The organism is Sulfitobacter sp. TMED3 (genome assembly GCF_002167505.1).
GTDB lineage: Bacteria > Pseudomonadota > Alphaproteobacteria > Rhodobacterales > Rhodobacteraceae > Sulfitobacter > Sulfitobacter pontiacus.
This window is the reverse complement of record NZ_NHBI01000034.1, coordinates 19,393-44,089: the sequence shown is the minus strand read 5'-3', so window position 1 is coordinate 44,089 and position 24,697 is coordinate 19,393. Positions and strand designations below refer to the sequence as shown.

Here is a 24,697-nt window from a genome sequence, read left to right as displayed (position 1 = left end):
GTCCAGATCAGTTGCTCGACGCGAGCGACGACAGGTTGTTGACCGAACTGGCCGACCCCGTGATCGAGGAGATGACCTTGCTCCATTGGGTGAAGGGGGCTTCGGTGACGTAGAGCGTGTCGCCATCACGGATCACGAAATCGCGGGCCATGAACATGCCGTTGGGCTTGGTCAGGTCAAGCACATAGACCATGCGCTGTGCGCCTTGCAGGTCATTGCGGCCCAGAACCTGTGCCACGACCGCTTCGGGTTCGTTGCGGAAGACGAAAACACCTGTCGGGTCAGCGGTGCCCGCGTTCAAGCCGCCGACCTGTGCGATGCCTTCAAGCGCCGACAGGTTCTTGGTCTCGAACGGGACTTTCTGCTGCGCGCCGGTGGCACCAAGGGCCACAAAGGACCGTGTGTCTTCCTCGATCAGGATGCGATCCCCGCCGCGCAGGGCGATGTCGAGCTCTGGGTGGCTGTAAAGATCTTCAAGCCAGATTTTGCCCCGCTGATTGCCACGCAGCACGGTGACCTGCGCGATCTGGGGGGTGATGGTCACACCACCGGCACGCGCCAGCATGGTGGCAAGCGTGCGCGTCGGGCGTTCAATCGCATAGACACCCTGCGCACCGACAGAGCCGACAAGCGACACGGTCGCCCCGTCACCGGCCAGACGGCGCACCTGAACTTGTGGGTCCGGCGTTTGTTCGGACAGTTTGTTGGTGATGATGCGGCGGATCGCTTCGGGGGAATTGCCAGCGGCCTTGATCCGGCCCGCGTAGGGCACAAAGATGAACCCCGATCCGTCGACCTGCACTTCTTCCAGCACGGTGGCGTTGGCCCCTTGGGCCGCCAGCAAGCCATCATCGACGTTTTCCCAGATCGTCAGCCCCAGCGTATCACCGGGGTTGATCGTATCCGACCCAAGCTGACCGGCGTTGATGAACCCCGGGCTAAAGCCAAGCGCGGGGGCGACGGCGGTGGCGCGGGTTACACGGTCGTTGACGGCGACAACAAATGCGTCGCCTTCCTTCTGGACCGATCCGGCAAAGATCTGACGTTTGTTCGGGCCAACCTGCGGAAGGCCACATGAAGATACCACGGCCATAGCCGCAAGTAATGCGATGGGACGCGCCCACCGGAAGGGTACGGATTTCACTGCCCGGTCTCCTCGACCTGTTCTTGTTCTGCCTCGAATTCGCCGATTTTTTCGGCGTAATTATCATCGGCTTAGCGCAGATCGGATCGAAAAGCTACTGTCGGGGCGAAAAACGCTCAGGTGACGGCCCGCAACTGTTGCCTTGGTGCCGCGGTTCCCAGCTCTAGCGCGTCGTAGGGGTCTTCGGGGGCAAGCATCATATCGACCACTTGCCGCATCAACTGTGTGCGCGCGCGTGCCGCATAAAATCCGCCCGGCACCTGCGAGGTTTCCAGCAAATACCGGCGATAATCCTTGTAGGCTTTGTTATCGGGGCGCGAGGCGGCGGCAAAGAATTGCGCCAGCGGCTGGTCCGAGACGAATTCGGGTTTCGCATAGACGGCGCTGCCAAACACCTTGAGCGGAATTCCGCGCCACAGCACCTGCTGACCGGCGGTGGAGTTCACGGTCACGGCCGTGCGGGCATCGTTGAGCAGCTGCGCCAGCTTGCCGCCGCGCACGAAATGCACCCGGTCTGCGACACCCAGATCCCGCGCCACCTGTTTGACCACGCGGCGCAGAGGCGCGCGGCCGTCTTCCAGCGGATGGGCCTTCACAACAAGATGATGGTGACGCGGCGCGCCCTTGGCGAAACCTTCCAGCACCACGGTCAGGAAATCGGTCATCGTCTCGAAGGGGGAGTGTTCCTGGAACGAGCTGTCATGCTCCAGCTGCAGCAGCGCCAGATGGTAGGGGAAGCCGCCCAGCCGGATACGCAGCGTTGCGATCAGCCGGTCCAGCGCCAGCGCGGGCATCAGTAGCAGCCGCTTGAGGTACAGCTTGAACTCCTTGGTCACCGGCAAGCTCCGATGCGGGCGGAAGTTACGGTAGTCGCCGTTCCGGAACAGCACAAACCAGTGATAGAGCGCGCCATAGAACACATGCTGGCGCATATCACCCCAATGACCGGGGGGGAGGGGGGCCTCCATATCCGAATTGGCCAGTGCTGCCTGCATTTGTTCGATGGACATGTCCATCAGCCGGGAATTGCCGTTGGACCCGCCGCGTTCATAGGTGACCCAATAGGGGCGCATGTAGCCTTCTTCAAAGACATGCACGGTCAGCCCGCGGGCCTTGGCTTCGGCCACGGCTTGGGCGTGGATCGGGCGGGTGTCGCCATAAAGCACGATATCTGTGACACCCTTGTCGGCGAGCAGCGCAACAAAGGTGTCTTTCCACGTGTCAGCCGTGCCGCGGAACGGGATATAGCTGCGCGGGTGGAACCAGAAGGCCCGATCGCCTGCATTGAACCCCACACGCCAGACCTGCGCCCCCGCCAGACGGAGCATCTTGCCCAGACGGTTGAAGAAGGGGCCATGCGGCCCTTGCAGGAAAAGGAAGACCCGTTCACGGGGTGCTGCGGCGTTCATCGGTTGCTTTCGGTTTATCTTGGTCATCGGGCAGACAAACACCGGATACCGGCGAAAATGTGGCGTGTCTGTGGACTTGTCATGCTGCGGGCAGAGGTCTACTTCGGTAGCGACCAGTATAGAAGAGGCAGGCGCATGTTTACAGGCATTATCACGGACATCGGAAAGATCACCAAGCTTGAACAGCAAGGCGACCTGCGCGCGCGGATCGAAACGGGCTATGATACCAGCGGCATCGACATGGGGGCCTCTATCGCCAGTGATGGCGTGTGCCTGACCGTGGTGGATCTGGGGGCCGATTGGTACGAGGTGCAGATCAGCGCCGAGACGGTGGACAAGACCAACCTTGGCGCATGGGAGGTCGGACGCCGTCTGAACCTTGAACGCGCGCTGAAGGTCGGGGACGAGTTGGGCGGGCATATCGTGTCGGGCCATGTCGATGGCGTGGCCGAAGTGGTGGCGCTGCGCGACGAGGGCGACAGCACCCGCGTGACCCTGCGCGCGCCCGAAGACCTGGCGCGTTTCATTGCCCCCAAAGGCTCTGTCGCGCTGAACGGCACCTCGCTGACCGTGAACGAGGTCGACGGCTGCGATTTCGGCATCAACTTTATCCCCCACACCAAAGAGGTGACCACATGGGGTGATGTCGCTATCGGGGACCGCATCAACCTGGAGATCGACACATTGGCCCGCTATGTTGCGCGGCTGGCAGAAATGTCATGATCGCGGGGATCGGACATAATCAGGGCCCCAGCCTTGAGCGCGGCCAGAAGTGGCGCGCTTTCCAGTGGCAAAAGGCACGCGAGGCGGCGATGCCTTCAGCGATCCCGCTGATGGTCGTCAAGATGCGCGTGGCGCGCGCCCGCGAGTTGGGGTTGGACTACAAGGCCTATGCCGCGATCCGTCAGGCCACGGGGCGCGATATTCTGGCGCTGCTGTTCTCGTCCAATGCGCTGCGGGTGGTCCGTGCGGGGGCACCGCATATCCCCCTGCGCGAGGCCGAGGTGCTGGACAAGGTGCAGCGCGCCCAAAAGCTGGCGCTGGTACATCGCCCGCTGCGGCCCGACTGTGTGGCACAGGCGAATCCCGTTCTGGACCATGTGGCCGAGGCCCCCAAGTTCACCGACAGCTGGAGCGCGATGCGCGATCATCTGGGGCAGGTGGTTCAAGGGCGCAAACTGGTCGGCGATCAGGTGCTGATCATCGGCGACACCGGATTGGAACGGGACTGGGCCACTGCAAGCAAGGCGGCGGGCTATGTGGAGGCCGCGCGCTATTTCGGCGCTTAACGCGGACCGCCGCGCGCGGTGACGGTGCGGAATTGAGTTTATTTGGCAAAATGAAGCAGGGAGGGGGGCGGCCCTGCTCTGGCAAAGGCGCGTGGGGTGGGGTATGTGCCAATGCAACAAGGATTGAGGTGACCCCATGCAATTTGAAACGCCCGGACCGGTCGAGGCTGAATTGGCGGATGCCATCGCGCCCATCGAAGAGATCATCGAAGAGGCCCGTCAGGGTCGCATGTTCGTGCTGGTCGACCACGAAGACCGCGAGAACGAAGGCGATCTGGTAATCCCCGCGCAGTTCGCGGATGCGGATGCGATCAACTTTATGGCCACCCACGGGCGCGGGCTGATCTGCCTGCCGATGACCGAGGAACGGGTCAACACGCTGGGTCTGCCGATGATGGCAGTGAATAACTCTGCCCGCCACGAGACGGCCTTTACCGTATCGATCGAAGCACGCGAGGGGGTGACCACCGGTATTTCCGCCGCCGACCGTGCGCTGACCGTCAAGGTCGCCATCGACGAGGATAAAGGCGCGGTGGATATCGCCACGCCGGGGCATGTGTTTCCGCTGCGCGCACGCGATGGCGGTGTCCTGGTCCGTGCGGGCCACACCGAGGCTGCCGTCGATATCTCGCGTCTTGCGGGGCTGCATCCGTCCGGTGTGATCTGCGAGATCATGAAGGAAGACGGCACCATGGCCCGCCTGCCGGATCTGGTTGCATTCTGTCAGCAGCACGACTTGAAGATCGGCACGATCAGCGATCTGATCGCCTATCGCCACAAGCATGACAACCTGCTGGTGGAGCGCGACAGCCGCACTGTGACCTCTGCCTATGGGGGCGACTGGAAGATGCAGATTTTCACCGACGAGATCAGCGGCACCGATCATGTGGTCCTGTCCAAGGGCGATATCACGACGGATGCTCCGGTTCTGGTTCGCACCCATGCGATCAACGCGCTTGAGGATATTCTGGGCCTCGGGCCAAGCCCCGCCGACGAATTGCCCCGCGCGATGCAGATCATCGCAGACGAAGGCCGCGGCGCGGTGCTGTTGTTCCGCGACCCCGACCCGCGGTTGCGTTTCGAGGACGAAGAGGATGATCGCCCCCGTACCGTCAAACGTACCGGCCTTGGCTCGCAGATCATGGCGAGCCTTGGGTTGCACAAGCTGATTTTGCTGACGGATAACCCCGATACGCGCTATCTGGGGCTGGACGCCTATGACCTTAGCATCGTGGGCACGCGCCCCATCACGCAGGAGTAAATGCAATGGCTGCTGGAAATCATACGACGCTGACCACGCCGCGCTTTGACACGCCGGTCAAGGTTCTGATCGTCATTTCGCCCTATTACTCGGACATCGCCGAGGGCTTGCTGAAAGGCGCCAAGGCAGAGCTCGAGGCCGCCGGGGCTGAATGGGACGTGGTGGAAATGCCCGGCGCGCTGGAAATCCCGACCGCCATCGGTATCTCTGACCGCAAGAGCAATTTTGACGGCTACGTGGCGCTTGGCTGTGTCATCCGCGGCGAGACGACGCATTACGAGACGGTGTGCAATGACAGCAGCCGCGCCTTGCAGCTGATGGGGTTGCAGGGCATCTGTATCGGCAACGGCATCCTGACCGTCGAGAACCACGAACAGGCCGCCGTGCGCGCTGATCCGGCGGGGCAAAACAAGGGGGGCGGTGCGGCAGCTGCGGCCTTGCATCTGATCGCGCTGAGCCGTAAGTGGGGCGACATTCGCAAAGACATCGGTTTCAAGCCGCGCTCGGATGAATATCTGATGGCGGGCGACAATGACGGACCCAAGACAGCATGACATCCTCCGCCGGCCTTTCGGGCAATCAAAAACGCAAGATGAAATCAGCTTCACGGCTTTATGCCGTGCAGGCCCTGTTCCAGATGGAGCATTCCTCGCAAAGCTTTGACACCGTGCGCAAGGAGTTCCTTGAGCATCGCTTTGGCGCCACTTACGACGGTCAGGAAATGATCGATGGTGACATCCGGCATTTTGCAGACCTGCTTGAGACGGCGGTGAACTATCAGGCGGCGATTGACCAGATGACCGACCGTGCGCTGGTGGCTAAATGGGCCATCGCGCGGATCGACCCTACTTTGCGTGCCCTGTTCCGCGCCGCCGGTGCCGAGCTGCGCGCGCAGGAAACGCCGCCGCGGGTTGTGATCAACGAATATGTCGACGTGGCCCGTGCATTCTTTGAGGGGGGCGACGAGCCGAAGTTCGTGAACGCCGTTCTGGATCATATGGCCCGCGAAGCCCGTCCGGAAGAGTTCTGAGCCGGACAGGCTCAGATCATCGTCTTTGGTCGGCAGCGACGGACCAGCGAAAGACCTGATATTTTCGGGCTGATATTGTCGGGAAAGTGTGACGGGACCACCGCTGCCGTTCTGTTCTATATTCCCGAGGACCTGTATGTACAGGTGGGCGCCAGATAAACGAACCAGGGCTCGAACAGAGCCAGCTCCCTCGGATTTGCTTAAGGCCACTGGAATGTAACTTTTACAAACAGGGCAGAACCCGTCACCCCCGTTAAGTAGGCGCGACCATAGCCTGCGACAAGGGGTATTCTAGCTTGGCTCGGTGTTTTCGACAAAGCGGTAGCGGGTCAGCTCTTCGGGCAGCAGCAGATAGATTTCATCGGGCGGCGTGACCAGCGCGTGCTGCATGACCAGCGGGTCGATGCCCATCTGATCCAGATAGGTCATGACCTCGCCTTGGCCGCGCTGGATGTCCTCCACCGCGACAAACGCGGGGAGCAGGGTGCTTTCACCGAAGAAATGCTGGTGCACCCCGACAGAGGCATCCTCTGGCACGTCGCGGCTGGTGCCTGCGGCCAATAGATAGGGGCAGGCGGAATAGCAGATATCGCCACTGCGCAAGGCGGTCGTGAGCTCAGCATCCCGCAGATACCGCCCCAGACGCAGCGCGTCGCTGACCGACCCACCGGGCGAATTCAGGATCACGCCCTTGGGTTGGGGATCAAGTGCGGTGATCTGTTTCTCGATGCGTTCGGCATCACCCGCCATAATGCCCCCTTCCAGCAGCACGCGGGCGCCGCCTTCGACCACGGACAGGGTCAGCCGTTCGGGCAGGGGCGTATCCGGCATGGGGCGGCCGCCGGGGCGGGCGCGGTCGGGTTGAAACCGGCGGGTCTGGTCGCCGGGGCGCGTGGGTTCGGTCAGCCCAGGGGCACGCGGGCCAAAGCCGGGCAGGCGCAGCCCCTCGTCCAGATCGCCCCAAAAAAGCAGCCCCGCCAACCCCAGCTGAAAGATCAGAACGCCGCCCAGAACCCGTGCCACGGGTGGGCGTTTGGAAGGATCACGTCGCAGTTTCATGTGGTTTTCGAAGGCGTGCTAAGGGCAGGATTCTCGGTCACGATATCATGGGGCGCGCTTTCATCGCGGTCTTCATGCGCGTCCTCATCAACAGATGTGCCCTTCATCGCCGCATCCATGTCACGCATTGCCAGCACCGCGGCCCGCAGTTCGGCAAGGGTGAGTGTTTCCTCGATCGCGCTGCCCTCGCGACCTTCGCGGATCGCGCCTTGGGTGATGGCGAGAATGAAGACCAGCACGGCGGGCAACAGATCAATGGCAATCGCGCCAGCCCAAGAGGGCACGAAGTTGCGCGCGTATTTGATCACCGCATCGGCGCTGGAAATCGGGGTGTAGGTCGTCTCTGTTGGCGGGGCCATGGCCAGCACGTCTTGGGCCGCGCGCTCCAGTGTGGCGGCACGTTGGGCCAGAACCTCAAGCACGGCACTGATGGTCGAGGCCTGATTGCCCCGCACCTCGACACTGCTGCCATCCAGTTCGGGCAGCACGACAGAGGCCGACAGATCCTGCGCGGCGCGCTCGACCAGCGGGGCGACTGACAGTTGCCGCAAGCGCGTGATCAACCCGGCAAGCCGTACGGCCTGTTCGGAAAATTCGACCGATCGCGCTTCCACCGGACCGGGCTCGACCGTCAGCGCGCGCATCCGGCTGAGGATCTGGTTGCCCTCGACAAAGGCGTCATTGACCAGGGGGGTCTGGGTGGCGATCTGCGCCTCCAGCCCCGACAGCTCTGCCGATTTCTGACGCAGCACGCGGAACACGGCACCACGCCCTGCCAAGCCCGACAGCCCGCCCGTGGCCTCCTGTTCGCTCAGATCCTCGAAGCTTTGACGCACACGGGCAACGTCCCGCTCCAAGCCTTGGGCGGAAAGGGTGATCTCATGCGCGCGCTCTAGCGAGCCTTGGTAATCCTGCACGGTCTCGGCCAGATGCTGTTCCACCGCTGCAGATCCGGCAAGGGCGGCGGCGTTCAGCCAGCTCGACATGGCGATGATCGCGACGCTTCCCAACGACATGGCCCCCAACAGCCCGACCCGCGCACGGGCGCTGCGCACCGCCGGAAACAGGCGCAGCATATAGGACCAGAACACAAAGATGCCCACGGAAACAGCAGCGGAATAGGCGATCGCGGCAAAGGCCGACATCGCCCCGTTGTCATCCAGCAAGGACGACACCCCAAGATAGGTGTAGATGCCCGACGCCACCGCCAGCACCCCAAGCGCTGTGCCCGAAAACGTATCGAGCCANCCCAGATGCCCTTCGAGTTCGCGCGCATAGCGGATGCCGCGCTGTTGATGTGTCGAGTTTTCGCCGTCGCGCGCCATATGCCCACCCTGTTTTCTTTTGAACTAGATAGGTTGCGCGCTGCGGATTACCAAGCGCTTGCCTGATGTTCATGAATTGTTCATATTGCCTCCATGACCCAGACNGACCTGATGACCGCCCCGNCCTTGCAACCCGGACAGTTGATTGCCCGTGGTGTGACCCGCCAGCTTGCCGCACTCGGTTTCGCGAGCGTNGANGANNTGGTGCCGACACGCGGCCTGCGGGTGGATGTNATGGCGCTTGGTCCCAAGGGGGAGATCTGGATCGTCGAATGCAAATCCAGCCGTGCCGATTTCATGTCCGACAGCAAATGGGACGGGTACCTCGAATGGGCCGACAGGTTCTTTTGGGCGGTGGATGCGGATTTCGACGTCGACCTGCTGCCCGAGGACACCGGCCTGTTTATCGGNGACAGCTACGGGGCAGAGCTCGTGCGCATGGGGCCGGAAACCCGACTGGCTGCCGCGCGTCGCAAAAAGATGACCCATCTCTTTGCCACCCATGCCGCGCGCAGNCTGCATATGNTGCGCGACCCGCATGCCATGCCGCAGTGGGGCTAGGGTACATCAATATTCCAAATGGAAAATATCCCGGGGGGTGCCGCGCAAAGGCGCGGCGGGGGCTGGCCCCCCCCATCCCAACCGGGCAACGTGCCTTAGCGCTTGTTCTTGCCAGCTTTGCCCGCNCGATGGGCTGCGGCCATAATCTCTTCCGCGATTTCAACGGCTTCATCCGTGGTGAAATCCATCGGGATCTCGATCCCGCCTTCCGCTTCGATGAACAGCCGGACCATGCCCTTATCGGTTGGCCCGATTTGCAGGTTGGCTTCAATGTCGCGTTCTGTGTCGATGCCCATGAGGTTTCTCCGAAACTGTGTCAGGTCCCGTACCCTGCGGCGCTNGAAATGGCAAGTTTTGCCATTCTCACNTGNGACAGNACAAATCGAAGTTTGCGACGGATATNTGCTTGCATTCCTTTTTCATGAACGCTAGATCGACCGCAGTGCCGCCTTAGCTCAGTTGGTTAGAGCGCCTGATTGTGGATCAGGAGGTCCCTGGTTCGAGACCAGGAGGTGGTACCACTCCCCCCCCNAAAAAAGACCACATGTCTGATGGGCGTGATGTTTTCGTGCGCCNTGCCTCGGCNCTGTGGCGCATAGGCTGCGCGCGTTACTCGATCGTGACGCTCTGACGCAGCTCGCCTGTCATCCGGTCAAAGATCAGAATCACATCTTCCTGTGTCACCACAGCATACCAGTCGGGGCCTTGGGTGAAGGTCACCGCTTTTTCGCCGTCGGGCAGGGTGATAGAGGCCGGTAAATCGGGGCTCTTGTTCGAGAANCGGATGACAAGTAGCCCGATCACGACTAGAAGGCCGAAAATCATTGTGGCGGTCAGCACCGTCACCAGCCGCCGCAGGAATTTGATGTTCGGGGGCTCGGAAGGATCAGTCATGTCGCACCGTCAAATTACGTTTACCATCGCGGACAGCCCGCCACCTCGCCTTGATAAGGCGCTTGCGCGCGATGTGCCAGAGGATGCGAACCTGTCGCGNACACGNCTGGGGCGTTTGCTGGAACAAGGGGCCGTGCNGGTTGACGGAACAGTGGNAACCGANCCGCGCAGNCGNGCCGAAGCGGGGCAGCAGATNACCGTCGATGTGGAAGAGGCCGAAGNCAGTCANATCCTCGCCGAGGAAATCCCGTTGGAGGTCGTNTTTGAAGACGCGGATCTGATCGTGATCAACAAGCCCGCAGGCATGGTGGTTCACCCTGCGCCGGGCAGCCCGTCGGGGACGTTGGTCAATGCGCTGCTGGCGCATTGCGGCGATGACCTGTCGGGGGTGGGCGGCATGAAACGNCCNGGNATCGTGCACCGGATCGACAAGGATACCTCGGGTCTGCTGGTTGTCGCCAAGTCTGACGCAGCCCACCACGGGCTGGCCAAACAGTTCGAGAAACACACCGTTGAACGCTATTATCAGGCCTTGGTCTACGGCGTGCCGGATGCCAACGATCCGCGCCTNCGGGGGGTGAAGGGGGCCAGCTTCGAGCCGGGCAATATCCTCAAGCTCACCACGCAGCTGGCGCGTCACCGTACCGACCGCCAGCGTCAGGCCGTGTTCTTTCAGGGCGGCCGCCACGCCGTGACCCGTGCGCGCACCGTTGCNCGGCTTGGNAATCCAGAGGTTCTGGCGCTGATGGANTGCTGGCTTGAAACCGGCCGTACCCATCAGATCAGGGTGCATATGGCCCATGCCGGTCACGCATTGGTGGGCGANCCGACCTACGGNGGCAAACGCAAGCTCGCAAANGGCGCGGTNTCGGACGCCGCCGCCGAAGCGGTGCGCAGCTTTCCGCGCCAGGCCCTGCATGCGGCGGTANTGGGGTTCGATCATCCGGTCACGGGCGACTACGTNCGCTTCGAAGCGCCGCTGCCCGGCGATATGACTGACCTGCTCGGNGCCNTNGGCTACNACNTGCCCTAGTGCACAGTTGTGTGATCGACCTGTAGTAAAACGGTTTTTTAAGGATTATTGGGCCCAATTCACCGTCCCATGCGTTAGGCTGGACACTTGAAACGGAGCGGGGCCCTCTCCATATCTATGTTAATCCAAATAACATGGGCCCCGGAAATTGGGGAAAGGGACAAAGATGGCTAATTACGCAAATCTGCCAGCGCCAACACCGGAAGGCGGATTGAACCGCTATATGCAGGAAATCCGCAAGTTTCCCCTGTTGGAGCCGGAAGAAGAATACATGCTCGCCAAACGGTGGGTCGAAGANCAAGACACCGAAGCCGCGCATCGCATGGTCACCTCGCACCTGCGTTTGGCGGCCAAGATCGCCATGGGCTACCGCGGTTACGGTCTGCCGCAGGCAGAGGTGATTTCAGAAGCCAACGTCGGCCTGATGCAGGCGGTCAAACGCTTCGACCCCGAAAAAGGCTTCCGTCTGGCGACCTACGCCATGTGGTGGATCCGCGCCTCGATCCAGGAATATATCCTGCGATCCTGGTCGCTGGTGAAACTGGGCACGACCTCGGGCCAGAAGAAANTGTTCTTCAATCTGCGCAAGGCCAAGAACCGCATCGGCGCGCTGGAAGANGGCGATCTGCACCCCGANAACGTCAAACGTATCGCGACGGACCTTGGNGTGACNGAAACCGAAGTCATCTCCATGAACCGCCGTATGTCGGGCGGNGATGCGTCCTTGAACGCCACNGTCGGCTCCGAAGGCGAGGGGACGATGCAGTGGCAGGACTGGCTGGAAGACGAAGACGCCGACCAGGCCACCGATTACGAGGAGCGGAACGAGTTGGAAACCCGCCGCGAGATGCTGGCAGAGGCGCTGGATGTGCTCAATGACCGCGAGAAGGACATCCTGACTCAACGCCGCTTGTCGGACCAAACCGTCACGCTCGAAGATCTGNGCNGCCAGNATTCGNCGTCAGCCGCGAGCGTATCCGCCAGATCGAGGTGCGTGCCTTTGANAAACTGCAAAAACGCATGCGTGATCTGGCCCGTGAAAAAGGTCTGATGGGCACCGCCTGATCGCCAGCCACGGTTTTGAACATTGATCCCCGCAAGGCGCGTCGCTTTGCGGGGATTTTTTATGCGCCCCTTGATGATCTGCCGCGGCTCCCCCTACAGTCGCGCGACNCCAAACATCAGGGGATCACGATGAAAACGCTACGCTGGGGCATCCTCGGGGCTGCCCAATTCGCACAAGAACAGATGGCCCCGGCCATCCACGCGGCGAAAGGGGCCGAACTGGTTGCCCTCGCCACATCTCATCCTGACAAAGCCGCGCCCTTTCAGGCCTTTGCCCCGCAGCTTGCAGTGCACAGTAGCTACGAGGCGCTGCTCGCCGATCCGGATATCGACNCGGTCTATATCCCGCTGCCCAACCATTTGCATGTGGAATGGTCGCTCAAGGCGCTGAAGGCGGGCAAACATGTCCTATGTGAAAAGCCGATGGCGATGCAGGCGAAAGACTATGATCAGTTGATCTCCGCACGCGATTCCACGGGCCTGCTGGCGGCCGAAGCCTTNATGATCGTCCATCACCCCCAATGGATACGCGCCCGAGAGATCGTGCAATCGGGCAGNCTGGGGCGGCTGCGCCACGTGGCGGTCAACTTCTCGTTCTTCAACGACGATACCGGCAACATCCGNAACGACCCCAAGGCNGGTGGNGGCGTGCTGCCGGACATCGGTACNTATGCCTTCGGCTGCACCNGCTTCGTCACGGGGCAAGAGCCGACCGCGATCTCCCATGCCAAGATCGACTATGAAAACGATGTCGATGTCTTCGCGCAGGTCGCGGCCCGCTTCGACGGGTTTGACCTNTCCGCAACNGTGTCCATGCGTATGTTCCCGTTTCAGCAGGTCGTTATTCACGGCGAAAAAGGNATCCTGCGTCTGANCTGCCCGTTCAACCCGACGGTCTATTCCCAAGCCGAGCTGCATCTNGAGACCNCACAGAACAGCACCACCGTCGAACGCTTNCCCGGCNTGAACCACTATGTGCAGCAGGTNGAAAACTTTGGCGCGTCAGTGACCGAGGGCACGGCCTATCCCTGTCCGCTTGAATTCAGCCGCGGCACGCAACGCATGACGGATATGGCCTTTGCCGCCGGGGGTTGAGCCTTNGNNCNTGCGCCCTANCTATAANGNGTAACACNCAAGGGGGATGATCATGGCCGGAGGATGGGCGAAAGACGGCGCTGTCAGTGAACAGATCGAAGCGTCGATCAACGATGANCTGGCCCGCCTCAAGGCGCGCAAGGCCCCTCAGGGCGAAAGCCGCACCCATTGCGCCGAATGCGAAGAACCGATCCCCGANGCGCGCCGCCAAGCCTTGCCGGGCGTAAAGCTCTGCATTGATTGCGTGCGCGAACGGGACGGTCTGGCGCAGGCNCGCGGTGGCATCAANCGGCGCGGCAGCAAAGACAGCCAGCTGAAATAGCCAAAAGCAAAACGGGGCGCTGCATCTGCACCGCCCCGNTCNATTTCCAAATGGTCTTAAATCCTCGCCGAAGGCATTAAACTCTTATGCCTTCCCGCCGGATCAATCCTCCATCGCTTCCAGNTCATCAATGAANCCCGAAATCATCGACAGGCCCTTATCCCAGAACGCGGGGTCAGAGGCATCAAGCCCGAAGGGGGCCAGAAGCTCCTTGTGGTGCTTNGATCCGCCCGCTTTCAGCATATCGAAATACTTGTCCTCAAAACCCGGCTCGCCTTCCTCGTAGACTGCGTACAGCGCGTTTACCAAGCCGTCGCCGAAGGCGTAGGCATAGACATAAAAGGGCGAATGGACNAAGTGGGGGATATAGGCCCAGAAGGTCTCGTAGCCGTCCATGAATTCAAACGCTGGCCCAAGGCTCTCGCCCTGCACCGACATCCACAGCGCGTTNATATCGTCTGGTGTCAGCTCTCCACCACGGCGGGCGTCGTGCANTTTGCATTCGAAATCATANAAGGCGATCTGGCGCACGACCGTGTTGATCATATCCTCGACCTTGCCGGCCAGCAGCACTTTGCGCTCGGCATTGGTCTTGGCCCCGTCCAGCATCTTGCGGAAGGTCAGCATCTCGCCAAAGACCGAGGCGGTTTCGGCCAAGGTCAGCGGTGTGGAGGATANCATCTCGCCCTGACCNGCGGCCAGCACCTGATGCACGCCGTGGCCCAGCTCATGCGCCAGNGTCATCACGTCGCGCGGTTTGCCCAAGTAGTTNAGCATCACATANGGGTGCACGTCGGTCACGGTGGGGTGGGCAAAGGCACCGGGGGCTTTACCCGGTTTGACGCCTGCATCAATCCAACCTTCGGTAAAGAAGGGGGCCGCGATTTCGCCCATACGGGGATCGAAGGCGTTATAGGCGTCCATGACGGTCTTTTCGGCCTGTTCCCAGCTGACGGTTTTGGGNTCTTCCATCGGTAGGGGGGCGTTGCGGTCCCAGACCTGCATGGTGTCGAGGCCCAGCCATTTGCGTTTCAGCTCGTAGTAGCGGTGGCTGAGNTTNGGGTAGGCGTTGACCACCGCATCGCGCAGCGCTTCGACCACCTCGGGCTCNACGTGGTTTGACAGGTGGCGGCCGGTTTGCGGTGTGGGCATTCCGCGCCAGCGGTCGATGACCTCTTTTTCCTTGGCTTGCGTGTTGTGCACGCGGGCAAAGGTNCGGATATTGGCCTGAAACACATCTGCCAATTCGCGCGCCGCGGCTTCGCGCAGATCACGCGACGGGTCGGTCAGCANGTTCAGCACGCCTTCGATGTTCAGCGGCTCGTCGTTTACCTCGAATTCCAGCCCGGCGATGGTCTCGTCGAACAGACGTTCCCATGCGTCGCCGACGACGCCCAGATCATGCAGNAACTTTTCCATCTCGTCGGANAGCTGGTAATCTTTCATCGCGCGGATACGGTCGAACACCGGCTTATACCGCGCCAGATCCGCTTTTTGNCTNAGCAGGTTGGCAAGGTGATCATCCTCCAGCCGGTTCAGCTCAAGCGTGAAGAACACCAGCGGCGTGGTAAAGTTGGTGATCTTCTCCTGCGCGTCCGACATGAATTTGGCACGGCCNGAATCGGTGGTTAGCTGGTAATAGCGCAGCCCCGCGTAGGACATGATGCGTCCGGCGATCTGGTTGATCTTCTCATTGCGCAGCACACAGTCCAGCAATTCGTTCGCATCCAGTTCGGCCAGTTTGCCTTCGTAATCTTCGGCAAAGCTGCGGCAGGCCTCTTCAAGCCAGTCCAGATCGCGCTTGAGCTCGGGGGCGTCTTCACCGGTGTACAGATCGTCAAGATTCCANTCAGGCAGCTTGCCGAAGGCAGAGGCCCCNGAACCGGCGTTGGCATCAAGGACGGGGACGGGCAGTTGAAACATGAAAAACCTCTTTTTGACGTTAAATCTACCTAAGCACGGGTCCGCGGCAAAGCAAGGCGATGGCGGCGCGGATTAGCCGTAAATCCGCAGCATTTCTTCAAGATCGGCCAATGTGTTGGCNTCTTGCAGGGGCTTGTCCTGCCGCCAGCGCAGCATCCGCGGAAAGCGCAAGGCGACGCCTGATTTATGCCGCGTGCTGCGCTGGATGCCTTCGAAGGCGATCTCGAACACATGATGCGGGGTCACTTTGCGCACGGGACCAAACCGTTCGAGCGTATTCTTTCGCACCCAAGCCGTGATCTTGCGAAACTCGGCATCCGTTAGGCCGCTATAGGCTTTGGTAAAGGGCACCAGATCATTGCCGTTCCAGACCGCAAAGGTGAAGTCTGTGAACAGGTTGGCGCGTCGTCCTGACCCGGATTGGGCATAGATCATCACCGCATCAATGGTCAGCGGGTNCAGTTTCCATTTCCACCAATCGCCCTTCTTACGCCCCGCCAGATAGGGGCTGTCGGCACGTTTCAGCANGACCCCTTCGGCCTGCGCTTCGCGNGCGGTGGCGCGTTGGTCGGCCAGCGCATCCCATGTGGGGAAGGTCAGTTGCGGCGACAGGCGGATCGGCGCATCGTCGGGCAGGGCGGCGCAGGCCTGTTCCAGCAGCGCACGGCGCTCGGCGAAGGGGCGGGAGCGAATATCTTGGCCCTGCCATTCCAGCAGGTCGTAGGCGTGCAGCACCACGGGGGCTTCGGCCAGCAGTTTCTTCGGCACGGTCTTGCGGCCNATNCGGGCTTGCAGCGCATTGAAAGATGATGGCGCAGGCTGTCCGTCAGGCCAGACCANCANCTCGCCGTCCAGAACCGTGCCGTCGGGCATGAAGTCCACCGCACGGGCGAGCTCGGGGAAGCGGTCGGTCATCAGCTCTTCACCACGCGACCAGACGAAATAGGCACCGTCCCGCAGGATCAACTGGCCGCGGATGCCGTCCCATTTCCATTCGGCTCGCCAGTNTTGCGGATCCCCCAGCTCTTGCGGCTCGGCTTCCAGCCCATAGGCCAGATAGAAGGGATAGGGGCGCGATGCGTCGGCAGAGGCATCNTCNGCCTCTACCAGCCCNTGCCATGTGGTGTCGTCGGGGTGCCAGTTNCCCATGAGGCGATGCGCAAGCTCGGGCTCGGGTTTGCCTGTGGCGCGAGACAGGGCGCGGGTCATCAGCTTTTGGCTGACGCCCACCCGAAACCCGCCGGTGATCAGCTTGTTGAAGATAAATCGTTCGGTCCCGCCAAGCGTCGCCCATGCGTCAAGGACAAAGGCTTTGCGGGCCTCTTCATCCTGCGTGTAAATCTCGCGCAGTGCCGCGATCCACGCGGCAAGCGATTGATCATCCTGCGTCGGGTTGGGGGGCAGAACGAGCGTGATCGTCTCGGCCAGATCGCCAACGATGCTGTAGCTTTCCTCGAACAGCCACAGGGGGATGTTCGCGCGCTCGGCGGCCCATTCGCGCAGCTTGGTGGTNGTGACGGCGCGTTTGGGGCGGCGGCCGGAAAANAGNGCGATGGTCCATAGCCGGTCGTCATCCGGTGCCGCGCTGAAATAATCGGCCAGTGCGGCGACTTTCACTGTCGTCTTGGTGCTTTGGTCGATGGCGTTGAACAGCGCGGCAAACCGTTTCATTCGCTTGCGTCCTTATCCAGGGATTCACCTTCGAACTGGGTNGGNACGACCTGCGCTTGCCANCCGCTATCGGCCAGAAACCGGCTGAAGACATCGGTGTAACCATGTGTCACATATATGTTTTCGGCTTCGGTNGCTTTGATCGCCGACAGCAGCCCATCCCAGTCCGCATGGTCCGAGATGATAAANCCGCGATCGCCCGCACGGCGTCGACGTACACCCCGCACGGCCATCCATCCGCTGGCAAAGGCGGTTTCCTGCGGGCCGAATTTTTTCGACCACGCACTGCCCAAGGCACCGGGCGGGGCCAGCACAATCGCGCCGGGGTGATCCTTGGGCTTCAAATCCGCATCGGCGAGGATCGTGTCGGGCAGGGTGATCCCCTGATCGCGCATGACGCGGTTGGTGTTCTCGGTCGCCGTGTGGGTCAGGATCGGGCCGATGTCGGGGTCGAGCATCGATAGCAANCGTTGNGCCTTNCCCAAGGCATAAGCNCCCAGAAACGCCGTTTTGCCCTGNGCCGCGCAGCCTGCCCACCATGCGTTGATCTCTGCCGCCACGGCGGCTTGCTCGGCCCAGCGAAACACCGGCAGGCCAAAGGTGCTTTCGGTGATGAAGTGATGACATCTCACCGGCTCGAACGGGTCGGACAGCCCGTCATCGACCAACTTGTAATCGCCCGAGGCAACCCAGACCTCGCCGTCGACCGCAACGCGTATTTGGGCAGAGCCGGGGACGTGGCCGGCGGGGTGAAACGATACCTGCGCCCCGCCGATCTGCCGCACCTCGCCATATGCGATGCCGTCAGCGGTGATGTCGCCCAAACGATGGCGCATGACGGGCAGGGCGATATCGGTGGCAAGGTAACGGTTCATGCCCCAACGGGCGTGATCGGAATGCCCGTGGGTGATCAGAGCGCGGTCCACAGGCCGCCACGGNTCGATATAGAAATCACCCGCGGGGCAATAAATGCCGTTTTCGTTGAATGTCAGAACAGGTTGCTTGGCCATGCGCATAAGCTAGCGGGGCGCGCGCGTTTGAACAGGGTGGGTGAGGAAATCCTCGCCGATGCCNAGNNTNNNGTNGNAATAACANTAGGTTNNAGGCGGAAGTTCATCCNGNGATCCGNGCTANTTTTTGGCGTTNCCAAAGAACAGGGCCGCCATCTCATCCACCGCTTTGTCGCGGGTGGCGGGGATTTCCATCAGCACTTCGTGCTCTGCGCCGTCAATGATATGCAGCTTNCCGCCTTTCCAAGTCTCCATACGGTCGTGGATGCGGCCCTTGTGCACGATACGTTCGTTGGACCCGAGGAATGTGGCGCAGGGCAGGCTGGGGGCAGCGCGCAGGGACAGATGCTTGGTCTCGGATAAAGCCTCGCGNAGCCAGATAAAGCTGGGCCCGCCCAAAGACAGTTCGGGATGGGCCGCCAGTTGCGTGCGCATCATCTCGTACATCTCGGGGTCGGTGGTGAGCATGTTGTTCTCGAACGGTGCGGTCGAGATATAGGATGCCGCCTGCGTGCCGATGGGCAGCTTGTAGCCCTGACCGATGCGCGGCATCANCTGTGTCAGCCCGGCCGCCACCAGACGCATNTGCGGCGCGATATGGATACCCCACATCGGCGCGGTAAAGGCGGCGGCCTGCACCGACAGACCCTCCATACAGGCGCGCAGGCCGATGGCCCCGCCCATGGAGTGCGCCAGCAGGAAATACGGGCGCGGCAGCTGCAAGGCGCGGGCTGTCCGCATCATGGCCGCCACGTCTTTTTGATAGTCAGAGAAGANATCGACATGGCCGATGTTACGGTCGGGGATCAACCGGTCCGACAGACCTTGCCCNCGCCAATCAATCGCCATGACCGCCAGCCCCTTTTTCGCAAAGGCGCTTGCGGTCATCGCATATTTTTCCACGTATTCGGTGCGGCCGGGGAAAAGCAGCACNGTGCCCTTTGCCCCGTCCAGCGGCCAATGCGCGACGCGCAGCTTTTTACCATCCGATGTCTCGGCCCAATGCGCCTGACCCGTTTCGGGCAGCGGCGCAATGTCGGTGAAAAAGGGCGCGGTTTCCNGCATATTAGGAGAGNACNGACGCCAGCTTCATCGCCATGCCCATGTCGCCGTCAATCTTGAGCTTGCCGCTCATGAAGGCACCGGTCGGGTTGGTGTCGCCGGACAGGATCGCCTGGAAAGTTTCTGCGTCAGCAGAAAGGGTTACATCCGCNTCTTCATCCGCGGCGCGTGCGCCGGTCGAATCCATCATGACAGTGCCTTCGTCTTCGATGTCGAACTTGGCTGTGCCGTCAAAGTCGGCCCCCGCCAGTTTTTCGTTCAGCACTGTTACAGCTTGGTTCACAATATCGCTCATCATACGCCCTTTTCTTGGCAAATGGTGCCGACACGTCTGGAATTGTGGCGGCAGCCTGTTACATTCACTCTTGTTATGGGCAACCGCATCGTCAACCTCAAACATACCGTCGCGGCACTTGGTCTCTGGGTGTTGCTTGGGGGTATAAGTTTCGCGCAAATGTCGCCCCCCGCGGCGGCGGAATTGCTGCAGGATTTACGCGATGCCCCCGCGGCAGAGGCGGCGCGAATCGAACGTGATGTGCAGCGCGCTTGGGCGCGGTCCGGCTCGGCCGCGATGGATTTGTTGTATTCCCGTGGTCGCGAAGCCATGTCAGAGGGGGACACCACCTTGGCGATCGCCCATCTGACAGCTCTGACGGATCACGCCCCTGATTTTGCCGAAGGCTATCATGCCCGTGCACAGGCCTATTTTGCCGCAGGTCTCTATGGCCCTGCAATCGATGATCTGGAAACAACGCTTGCCTTGAACCCGCAGCAGTATAACGCCATCTTCGGTCTGGGGGCGATCCTGCAGGAGTTTGGCGATCTGCGGGCGGCTGCCGATCTCTATCGCCGAGTGTTAAGCATTAACCCTCACCATGATAACGCGCAAAGGGCGCTGGACGGGCTGCGGCGCGACGGCATCGGGCGCACGCTTTAACGATCTAAGGAATTTCTGGTGGCAGGTGACAGCAGGGTCGTGGCCGTTTTGGGCCCGACCAATACAGGCAAGACGACCTATGCAATCGAACGGATGTTGGCGCATCGCACGGGGGTGATCGGGCTGCCGCTGCGTTTGCTCGCGCGCGAGGTCTATGACCGCATCGTTGCCCTGCGTGGCCCGTCCATCGTGGCACTGGTCACGGGCGAAGAACGGATCGTGCCGCCGCGCACCCAATATTGGGTCTGCACCGTCGAGGCGATGCCCGAAGGCATGGGCGCTGATCTGGTTGCGGTCGATGAAATCCAGCTTTGTGCNGATCCNGAGAGGGGGCATGTCTTTACCGACCGTCTTTTGCGNGCGCGCGGTCAACACGAGACGCTTTTCATGGGGTCCGACACCATGCGCGGCTCAATCGCGGCGCTGGTGCCAGAGGCGCAGTTCATCCGGCGCGAGAGAATGTCGGAATTGATCTATTCNGGTCAGAAAAAGATAAGCCGNATGCGTCCGCGCAGNGCNATCGTCGGGTTTTCGGTTGAGAATGTATATGCGATTGCAGAGCTGATCCGGCGTCAGAAGGGNGGNGCGGCGGTNGTTATGGGNGCGCTCAGCCCGCGCACACGCAACGCGCAGGTCGCCATGTATCAAAATGGCGAGGTCGACTATCTGGTGGCCACGGATGCCATNGGGATGGGGCTGAACCTTGATGTGGACCACGTCGCTTTCTCGGCGCTCAGCAAGTTTGACGGGCGTCGGATGCGACCCTTGGCNCCGAACGAACTNGCGCAGATTGCCGGACGGGCAGGNCGNGGNTTNAANAGCGGNACATTCGGTGTCACGGGCGATGCGTCTCCGCTTGATGATGGTGTCGCGCGGGCCATTATGGATCATCAGTTCACACCGCAGAACAAGCTCAACTGGCGCAACCCNNCGCTGCAGTTCGGNTCCATTGACCGGCTGATCCAGACGCTTGAAATGTCGCCGGACAATGANCGGTTGTTCAAAGCGCGCGAGGCCGATGATCTGCGGGCGCTCAAGAATCTCGCCGTGGATGCCGAGATCGCGGCGCGCTGTACCGATGGGCCGTCAGTACGTCTNTTGTGGGANGTCTGCCGGATTCCCGACTTTCGTGGTATAAGCCATGCAGAGCACGCCAGCCTGCTGGAGCAGATTTTCAACTTNNTGCATCAGCGCGGNTCCATCCCCGACGACTGGCTGGCGCGGCAAATTAAACGCATAGATCGAACCGATGGCGACATTGATGCGTTATCCAAACGATTGGCGTTTATTCGCACCTGGACCTACGTGACACAGCGCAAAGGCTGGACAGGTGACGAAAGCCATTGGCGACACGAGGCGCGTGTCGTAGAAGACAGACTGTCGGATGCGCTGCACGAGCGTCTGACCCAAAGATTTGTAGATCGGCGCACATCCGTGCTTTTGCGCCGGCTAGGACAGAAGGAAGCCATGGTGGCCGAAGTAAACGAGACCGGTGAAGTAACCGTTGAAGGCGAATTTGTTGGCAAGCTGGACGGGTTCCGCTTTCGCCAAGACAAAGGCGCAGGCGTTGCCGAAGATAAAACGATCAAAGCTGCATCGTTGCAGGCGCTGGCTCCTCAGTTCCATTTGCGGGCGGATCGTTTCTACAACGCGCCTGATACAGAGATTGATTTCACAGAGCAGGGCGGCCTCATGTGGGGCAGCTCTGCCGTGGGTAAACTGGTTGCGGGCTCCGATCCGCTGAAGCCCGGTGTGGAGGTCTTCGTCGATGACGTTGCGGGCCCCGAGGTCGCGCAAAAAGTGCAGCGCCGTTTGCAGCATTTCATCGACCGCAAGGTCGCAGCCCTGTTCGAGCCACTGATCGCCCTGTCAAAGGATGAGGCGCTGACCGGTCTGGCCCGTGGCTTTGCCTTCCGCATGGTTGAAAACCTTGGTATTCTGCCCCGCGCTGATGTGGCGGANGAGGTGAAAGCCCTGGATCAGGACGCCCGTGGCGCGCTGCGCAAGCATGGTTTGCGCTTTGGTCAGTTCACCATCTTTATGCCNTTGTTGCTNAAGCCNGCGCCGACNCGTTTGCGTCTGGTGCTGTGGTCGATTTCNAANGGGCTGANCGAATTCCCTGANTCGCCGCCCCCTGGGCTGGTCACCATCCCCGTCGACACNAGCGCNCCNGAAGGCGCTGCGACGATGGCTGGGTACCGCAACGCGGGTGAACGCGCGATCCGTATCGATATGCTGGAACGTCTGGCCGATATGCTGCGCTCCGAAGATTCGCGTGGCGGGTTCGAGGCGAAGGCCGATATGCTGTCGATCACGGGCATGACGCTNGAACAATTCGCCACGNTGATGGAAGGTCTGGGCTATAAGGCCGAAAAGGCCGAGCGCACCAAGGTGAAAGCCGTTGATACTGTCGTGCCTCANGACGGTGCACCGATGGCTGCCGACAAAGGCGCAGACGCCGAGACGCCCGTGATGGATGTCGCGGACAAGCAACCNGCCGGTGGTATCGTCGAAGATCCGGCGGCTGCTCAGGCGGATGACATNGTNCCCGCAACNGCGGATATGCCCGACGACGGGATCGCCCCGATGGTCGAGGAACTNGCCGANACACCAGAGGTCGACGACCACATCCCCGACACCCCTGCCGAGGAAAACCCCCAAGGNACNGCGCCTGACGCCGATATCGCAGGTGCCGAGCTTGAGACATATTATGTCTTCACCTGGGGACGCACACCTCGTGGCAATGCCCAAGGCCAGCGTCGCGGCGGCGGGGATCGNCCACAAGGGAAGGGGAAACCCGGACCGCGNGGNAAAAAGGGTGCACCGCGTGGNGACAAGGGCGGCAAAGCNCAGAAGTTCAGCAGCAAGCCCGCCCGTGCCGAAAAGCCGATCGACCCCGACAACCCATTCGCCGCTGCGCTGATGGGGCTGAAAGACAACAAGTAATTGTCCGAAGCGCCGACAAAGCTGCGGCTTGATAAATGGCTGTGGCATGCGCGGTTTTATAAAACGCGTTCTCTGGCGGCTGCCCGCGTGCAAGCGGGGGCCGTCAGGGTCAACGGCAGCGTCGCGCAAAAGCGTGCGACNCTGGTTGTGGTTGGCGATGTGCTGACCTTTGCTATGGGCGACGATGTGCGGGTGATCCAGATAGAGGGCATCGGCACCCGCCGTGGTCCGGCCCCCGAGGCGCANACGCTTTACACCGATCTGTCCCCGCCGGTCCCCCGATCCGAGAAAAAACAACCTGAAAATCCGGCATTTGAGGGAAAAGGGCGCCCCAGTAAGCGTGATCGCCGCGTGCTTGATCTTTCTCGGGCGCGCCACCTTGAATGATACGCTGTGCTGACGTATCTCCTGCGTTAAACCTGCCATAAAAGATGATGTTATGACCTATATCGTTAACGATGCCTGTATCGCCTGCAAATACACTGACTGCGTTGAAGTATGTCCGGTGGATTGCTTCTATGAGGGCGAAAACATGTTGGTCATTCATCCNGATGAATGCATCGACTGCGGCGTTTGCGAACCTGAATGCCCCGCCGACGCGATCCGCCCCGATACAGAGCCGGACATGGAGAAGTGGGTTGANTTCAACCGCAAATACTCCGAACTGTGGCCCGTGATCATCACCAAGAAAGACCCGCTGCCCGAGGCAGAGGAACGTGATGGTGAAGAGGGCAAGCTTGAGAAGTATTTCTCTGAAGCACCCGGCGAAGGCGGCTAAGCGATTCGCACTTGGGTGCATGGGGTGATCGCTGCGTGTGACGCCACCTGATCCCNTTTATTTATTCGATTAACACGTATTTGATCGAATCTNTGCNGCCCCCCGCTTTCGGGGGGGCTAATTTTGTGATATACGTTGTCGCAAATGATGATACCTACGCGCCAAATCTCAACCGTTTTGCACAGGTTGAACCAGAACATCTGAAGTTATGAAATGAGGCTGACGGCTCTTTGGGCCGGTCGGCCTTTGTCGTTGTGACAGCATATTTACCCATGCGGGCCGTCCCCGCGCCCAAGGAGCCACTGTATGAGCAAGTCGAANAAGCTAGATTTCCGCCCGAATGAATTCGTTGTTTATCCGGCGCATGGCGTTGGTCAGATCATCTCGGTCGAAGAGCAGGAAGTCGCGGGCATCTCGCTGGAGCTGTTCGTGATCGCGTTNGAGAAAGACAAGATGACGCTGCGGGTGCCCACCCATAAGGCGACAGAAATTGGCATGCGCGCGCTNAGCAGCCCTGACGTGATCAGCCATGCGATGAAAACCCTGAAGGGTAAGGCCAAGGTCAAACGCGCCATGTGGTCGCGCCGTGCGCAGGAATATGAGCAAAAGATCAACTCCGGTGATCTGATCGCCATCGCCGAAGTCGTACGCGACCTGCACCGCACCGANGACCAGCGCGAGCAAAGCTATTCCGAGCGTCAGCTNTANGAAGCCGCGCTTGAGCGTCTGACCCGTGAAGTTGCCGCCGTCGCCGGTGGGGACGAACTGGCGGCCTCCAAGCAGGTCGGTGATGTGTTGGAAAGCCGCGTCGCCGCCGCCTGATCGCATCCGTTAAATTTTGAAAAGGCGCGCCTGATATCATATCGGGCGCGGCTTTTTGGTN

At 60.9% G+C, this 24,697-nt stretch carries 25 protein-coding genes, 1 tRNA gene, 1 other RNA gene and 1 pseudogene; 16 read left to right on the top strand and 12 right to left on the bottom strand.

The window, feature by feature from the left end; translation table 11 throughout:
• Positions 1 to 7: 7 nt before the first annotated feature.
• Complete coding sequence (locus CBB63_RS09465) at positions 8 to 1,144, bottom strand: polysaccharide biosynthesis/export family protein (RefSeq protein ID WP_456028256.1); 1,137 nt, start codon at positions 1,142 to 1,144, stop codon at positions 8 to 10.
• 116 nt (positions 1,145 to 1,260) lie between these two features.
• Positions 1,261 to 2,553 carry a capsule polysaccharide biogenesis protein gene (locus CBB63_RS09460; RefSeq protein WP_037953819.1) on the bottom strand — a complete coding sequence of 431 codons (1,293 nt, stop codon included), beginning with the start codon at positions 2,551 to 2,553 and terminating at the stop codon, positions 1,261 to 1,263.
• Positions 2,554 to 2,688: 135 nt separating this feature from the next.
• Between CBB63_RS09460 and CBB63_RS09455 the strand changes: the two genes are divergently transcribed.
• From CBB63_RS09455 to nusB, 5 genes are all read left to right on the top strand, one after another.
• A complete protein-coding gene (locus tag CBB63_RS09455; protein ID WP_009825041.1) occupies positions 2,689 to 3,276 on the top strand; it encodes a riboflavin synthase in 588 nt (195 codons plus the stop codon).
• Positions 3,273 to 3,842, top strand: coding sequence for a hypothetical protein (locus tag CBB63_RS09450; RefSeq protein WP_286698961.1), 570 nt, complete (start codon positions 3,273 to 3,275; stop codon positions 3,840 to 3,842). The genes CBB63_RS09455 and CBB63_RS09450 overlap by 4 nt, the downstream gene beginning before the upstream one ends.
• Before the next feature lie 136 nt (positions 3,843 to 3,978).
• Positions 3,979 to 5,103: a 3,4-dihydroxy-2-butanone-4-phosphate synthase gene (gene ribB, locus CBB63_RS09445; protein WP_286698960.1), complete on the top strand. Its 1,125-nt coding sequence runs from the start codon at positions 3,979 to 3,981 to the stop codon at positions 5,101 to 5,103.
• Positions 5,104 to 5,108: 5 nt separating this feature from the next.
• Entirely contained in the window at positions 5,109 to 5,657 is a 549-nt protein-coding gene (locus tag CBB63_RS09440; protein ID WP_009825038.1) for a 6,7-dimethyl-8-ribityllumazine synthase, read from the top strand.
• Positions 5,654 to 6,133: a transcription antitermination factor NusB gene (gene nusB / locus CBB63_RS09435; RefSeq protein ID WP_009825037.1), complete on the top strand. Its 480-nt coding sequence runs from the start codon at positions 5,654 to 5,656 to the stop codon at positions 6,131 to 6,133. Before CBB63_RS09440 ends, nusB begins: the two co-directional genes overlap by 4 nt.
• A 90-nt stretch (positions 6,134 to 6,223) precedes the next feature.
• Here the strand turns inward: nusB and ssrS are convergent.
• From ssrS to CBB63_RS09425, 3 genes are all read right to left on the bottom strand, one after another.
• Positions 6,224 to 6,377, bottom strand: a non-coding RNA gene (gene ssrS / locus CBB63_RS16410) — 6S RNA.
• A 47-nt stretch (positions 6,378 to 6,424) separates the two neighbouring features.
• Entirely contained in the window at positions 6,425 to 7,192 is a 768-nt protein-coding gene (locus CBB63_RS09430; protein ID WP_286698959.1) for a COG3904 family protein, read from the bottom strand.
• Positions 7,189 to 8,517 carry a hypothetical protein gene (locus tag CBB63_RS09425; protein WP_286698958.1) on the bottom strand — a complete coding sequence of 443 codons (1,329 nt, stop codon included), beginning with the start codon at positions 8,515 to 8,517 and terminating at the stop codon, positions 7,189 to 7,191. Before CBB63_RS09425 ends, CBB63_RS09430 begins: the two co-directional genes overlap by 4 nt.
• A gap of 93 nt (positions 8,518 to 8,610) precedes the next feature.
• Between CBB63_RS09425 and CBB63_RS09420 the strand changes: the two genes are divergently transcribed.
• On the top strand, positions 8,611 to 9,078 hold the full coding sequence (locus tag CBB63_RS09420; RefSeq protein WP_286698957.1) for an MmcB family DNA repair protein: 468 nt from the start codon (positions 8,611 to 8,613) through the stop codon (positions 9,076 to 9,078).
• A 95-nt stretch (positions 9,079 to 9,173) separates the two neighbouring features.
• Here CBB63_RS09420 and CBB63_RS09415 read toward each other — a convergent pair whose 3' ends face one another.
• Positions 9,174 to 9,374: a DUF6324 family protein gene (locus CBB63_RS09415; RefSeq protein ID WP_005849205.1), complete on the bottom strand. Its 201-nt coding sequence runs from the start codon at positions 9,372 to 9,374 to the stop codon at positions 9,174 to 9,176.
• Between the two features lie 148 nt (positions 9,375 to 9,522).
• Here CBB63_RS09415 and CBB63_RS09410 point away from each other — a divergent pair.
• Positions 9,523 to 9,599 (top strand) — tRNA-His (locus CBB63_RS09410).
• 88 nt (positions 9,600 to 9,687) lie between these two features.
• On the opposite strand, the gene CBB63_RS09405 is transcribed toward CBB63_RS09410, so the two are convergent.
• Complete coding sequence (locus tag CBB63_RS09405) at positions 9,688 to 9,972, bottom strand: DUF6476 family protein (RefSeq protein ID WP_132997378.1); 285 nt, start codon at positions 9,970 to 9,972, stop codon at positions 9,688 to 9,690.
• Between CBB63_RS09405 and CBB63_RS09400 the strand changes: the two genes are divergently transcribed.
• The 4 genes and pseudogenes from CBB63_RS09400 (at position 9,971) to CBB63_RS09385 (ending at position 13,487) form a co-directional block, all read left to right on the top strand.
• A complete protein-coding gene (locus CBB63_RS09400; protein WP_286698956.1) occupies positions 9,971 to 11,005 on the top strand; it encodes an RluA family pseudouridine synthase in 1,035 nt (344 codons plus the stop codon). The genes CBB63_RS09405 and CBB63_RS09400 overlap by 2 nt on opposite strands.
• 166 nt (positions 11,006 to 11,171) lie before the next feature.
• Positions 11,172 to 12,070 (top strand): annotated as a pseudogene (rpoH, locus tag CBB63_RS09395) (RNA polymerase sigma factor RpoH).
• Between the two features lie 129 nt (positions 12,071 to 12,199).
• Entirely contained in the window at positions 12,200 to 13,165 is a 966-nt protein-coding gene (locus tag CBB63_RS09390) for a Gfo/Idh/MocA family protein (protein WP_286698955.1), read from the top strand.
• A 52-nt stretch (positions 13,166 to 13,217) separates the two neighbouring features.
• Positions 13,218 to 13,487, top strand: coding sequence for a DksA/TraR family C4-type zinc finger protein (locus CBB63_RS09385; RefSeq protein ID WP_286698954.1), 270 nt, complete (start codon positions 13,218 to 13,220; stop codon positions 13,485 to 13,487).
• A gap of 102 nt (positions 13,488 to 13,589) precedes the next feature.
• Here the strand turns inward: CBB63_RS09385 and CBB63_RS09380 are convergent, their stop codons facing one another.
• The 5 genes from CBB63_RS09380 to CBB63_RS09360 all read right to left on the bottom strand — a co-directional run bounded on the left by CBB63_RS09380 (position 13,590) and on the right by CBB63_RS09360 (position 19,448).
• Positions 13,590 to 15,410 carry a M3 family oligoendopeptidase gene (locus tag CBB63_RS09380; RefSeq protein WP_286698953.1) on the bottom strand — a complete coding sequence of 607 codons (1,821 nt, stop codon included), beginning with the start codon at positions 15,408 to 15,410 and terminating at the stop codon, positions 13,590 to 13,592.
• 72 nt (positions 15,411 to 15,482) lie between these two features.
• Positions 15,483 to 17,081 (bottom strand): ATP-dependent DNA ligase, encoded by a 1,599-nt coding sequence (locus tag CBB63_RS09375; RefSeq protein WP_286698952.1) that lies wholly within the window; start codon positions 17,079 to 17,081, stop codon positions 15,483 to 15,485.
• Positions 17,078 to 18,097, bottom strand: coding sequence for a ligase-associated DNA damage response exonuclease (locus CBB63_RS09370; protein ID WP_286698951.1), 1,020 nt, complete (start codon positions 18,095 to 18,097; stop codon positions 17,078 to 17,080). Before CBB63_RS09370 ends, CBB63_RS09375 begins: the two co-directional genes overlap by 4 nt.
• A gap of 114 nt (positions 18,098 to 18,211) precedes the next feature.
• Positions 18,212 to 19,156: an alpha/beta fold hydrolase gene (locus tag CBB63_RS09365; RefSeq protein ID WP_286698950.1), complete on the bottom strand. Its 945-nt coding sequence runs from the start codon at positions 19,154 to 19,156 to the stop codon at positions 18,212 to 18,214.
• A gap of 1 nt (position 19,157) precedes the next feature.
• Entirely contained in the window at positions 19,158 to 19,448 is a 291-nt protein-coding gene (locus CBB63_RS09360; protein ID WP_286698949.1) for an SCP2 sterol-binding domain-containing protein, read from the bottom strand.
• A 75-nt stretch (positions 19,449 to 19,523) separates the two neighbouring features.
• On the opposite strand from CBB63_RS09360, the gene CBB63_RS09355 reads away from it, so the two are divergent.
• The 5 genes from CBB63_RS09355 to CBB63_RS09335 all read left to right on the top strand — a co-directional run bounded on the left by CBB63_RS09355 (position 19,524) and on the right by CBB63_RS09335 (position 24,636).
• Positions 19,524 to 20,090 carry a tetratricopeptide repeat protein gene (locus CBB63_RS09355; protein ID WP_009825023.1) on the top strand — a complete coding sequence of 189 codons (567 nt, stop codon included), beginning with the start codon at positions 19,524 to 19,526 and terminating at the stop codon, positions 20,088 to 20,090.
• Positions 20,091 to 20,108: 18 nt separating this feature from the next.
• Positions 20,109 to 23,036 (top strand): helicase-related protein, encoded by a 2,928-nt coding sequence (locus CBB63_RS09350; protein WP_286698948.1) that lies wholly within the window; start codon positions 20,109 to 20,111, stop codon positions 23,034 to 23,036.
• Positions 23,037 to 23,423 (top strand): RNA-binding S4 domain-containing protein, encoded by a 387-nt coding sequence (locus CBB63_RS09345; protein WP_286698947.1) that lies wholly within the window; start codon positions 23,037 to 23,039, stop codon positions 23,421 to 23,423.
• Positions 23,424 to 23,475: 52 nt separating this feature from the next.
• Entirely contained in the window at positions 23,476 to 23,814 is a 339-nt protein-coding gene (fdxA, locus tag CBB63_RS09340) for a ferredoxin FdxA (protein ID WP_286698946.1), read from the top strand.
• A 306-nt stretch (positions 23,815 to 24,120) separates the two neighbouring features.
• Positions 24,121 to 24,636 carry a CarD family transcriptional regulator gene (locus CBB63_RS09335; RefSeq protein WP_286698945.1) on the top strand — a complete coding sequence of 172 codons (516 nt, stop codon included), beginning with the start codon at positions 24,121 to 24,123 and terminating at the stop codon, positions 24,634 to 24,636.
• Positions 24,637 to 24,697: the final 61 nt, after the last annotated feature.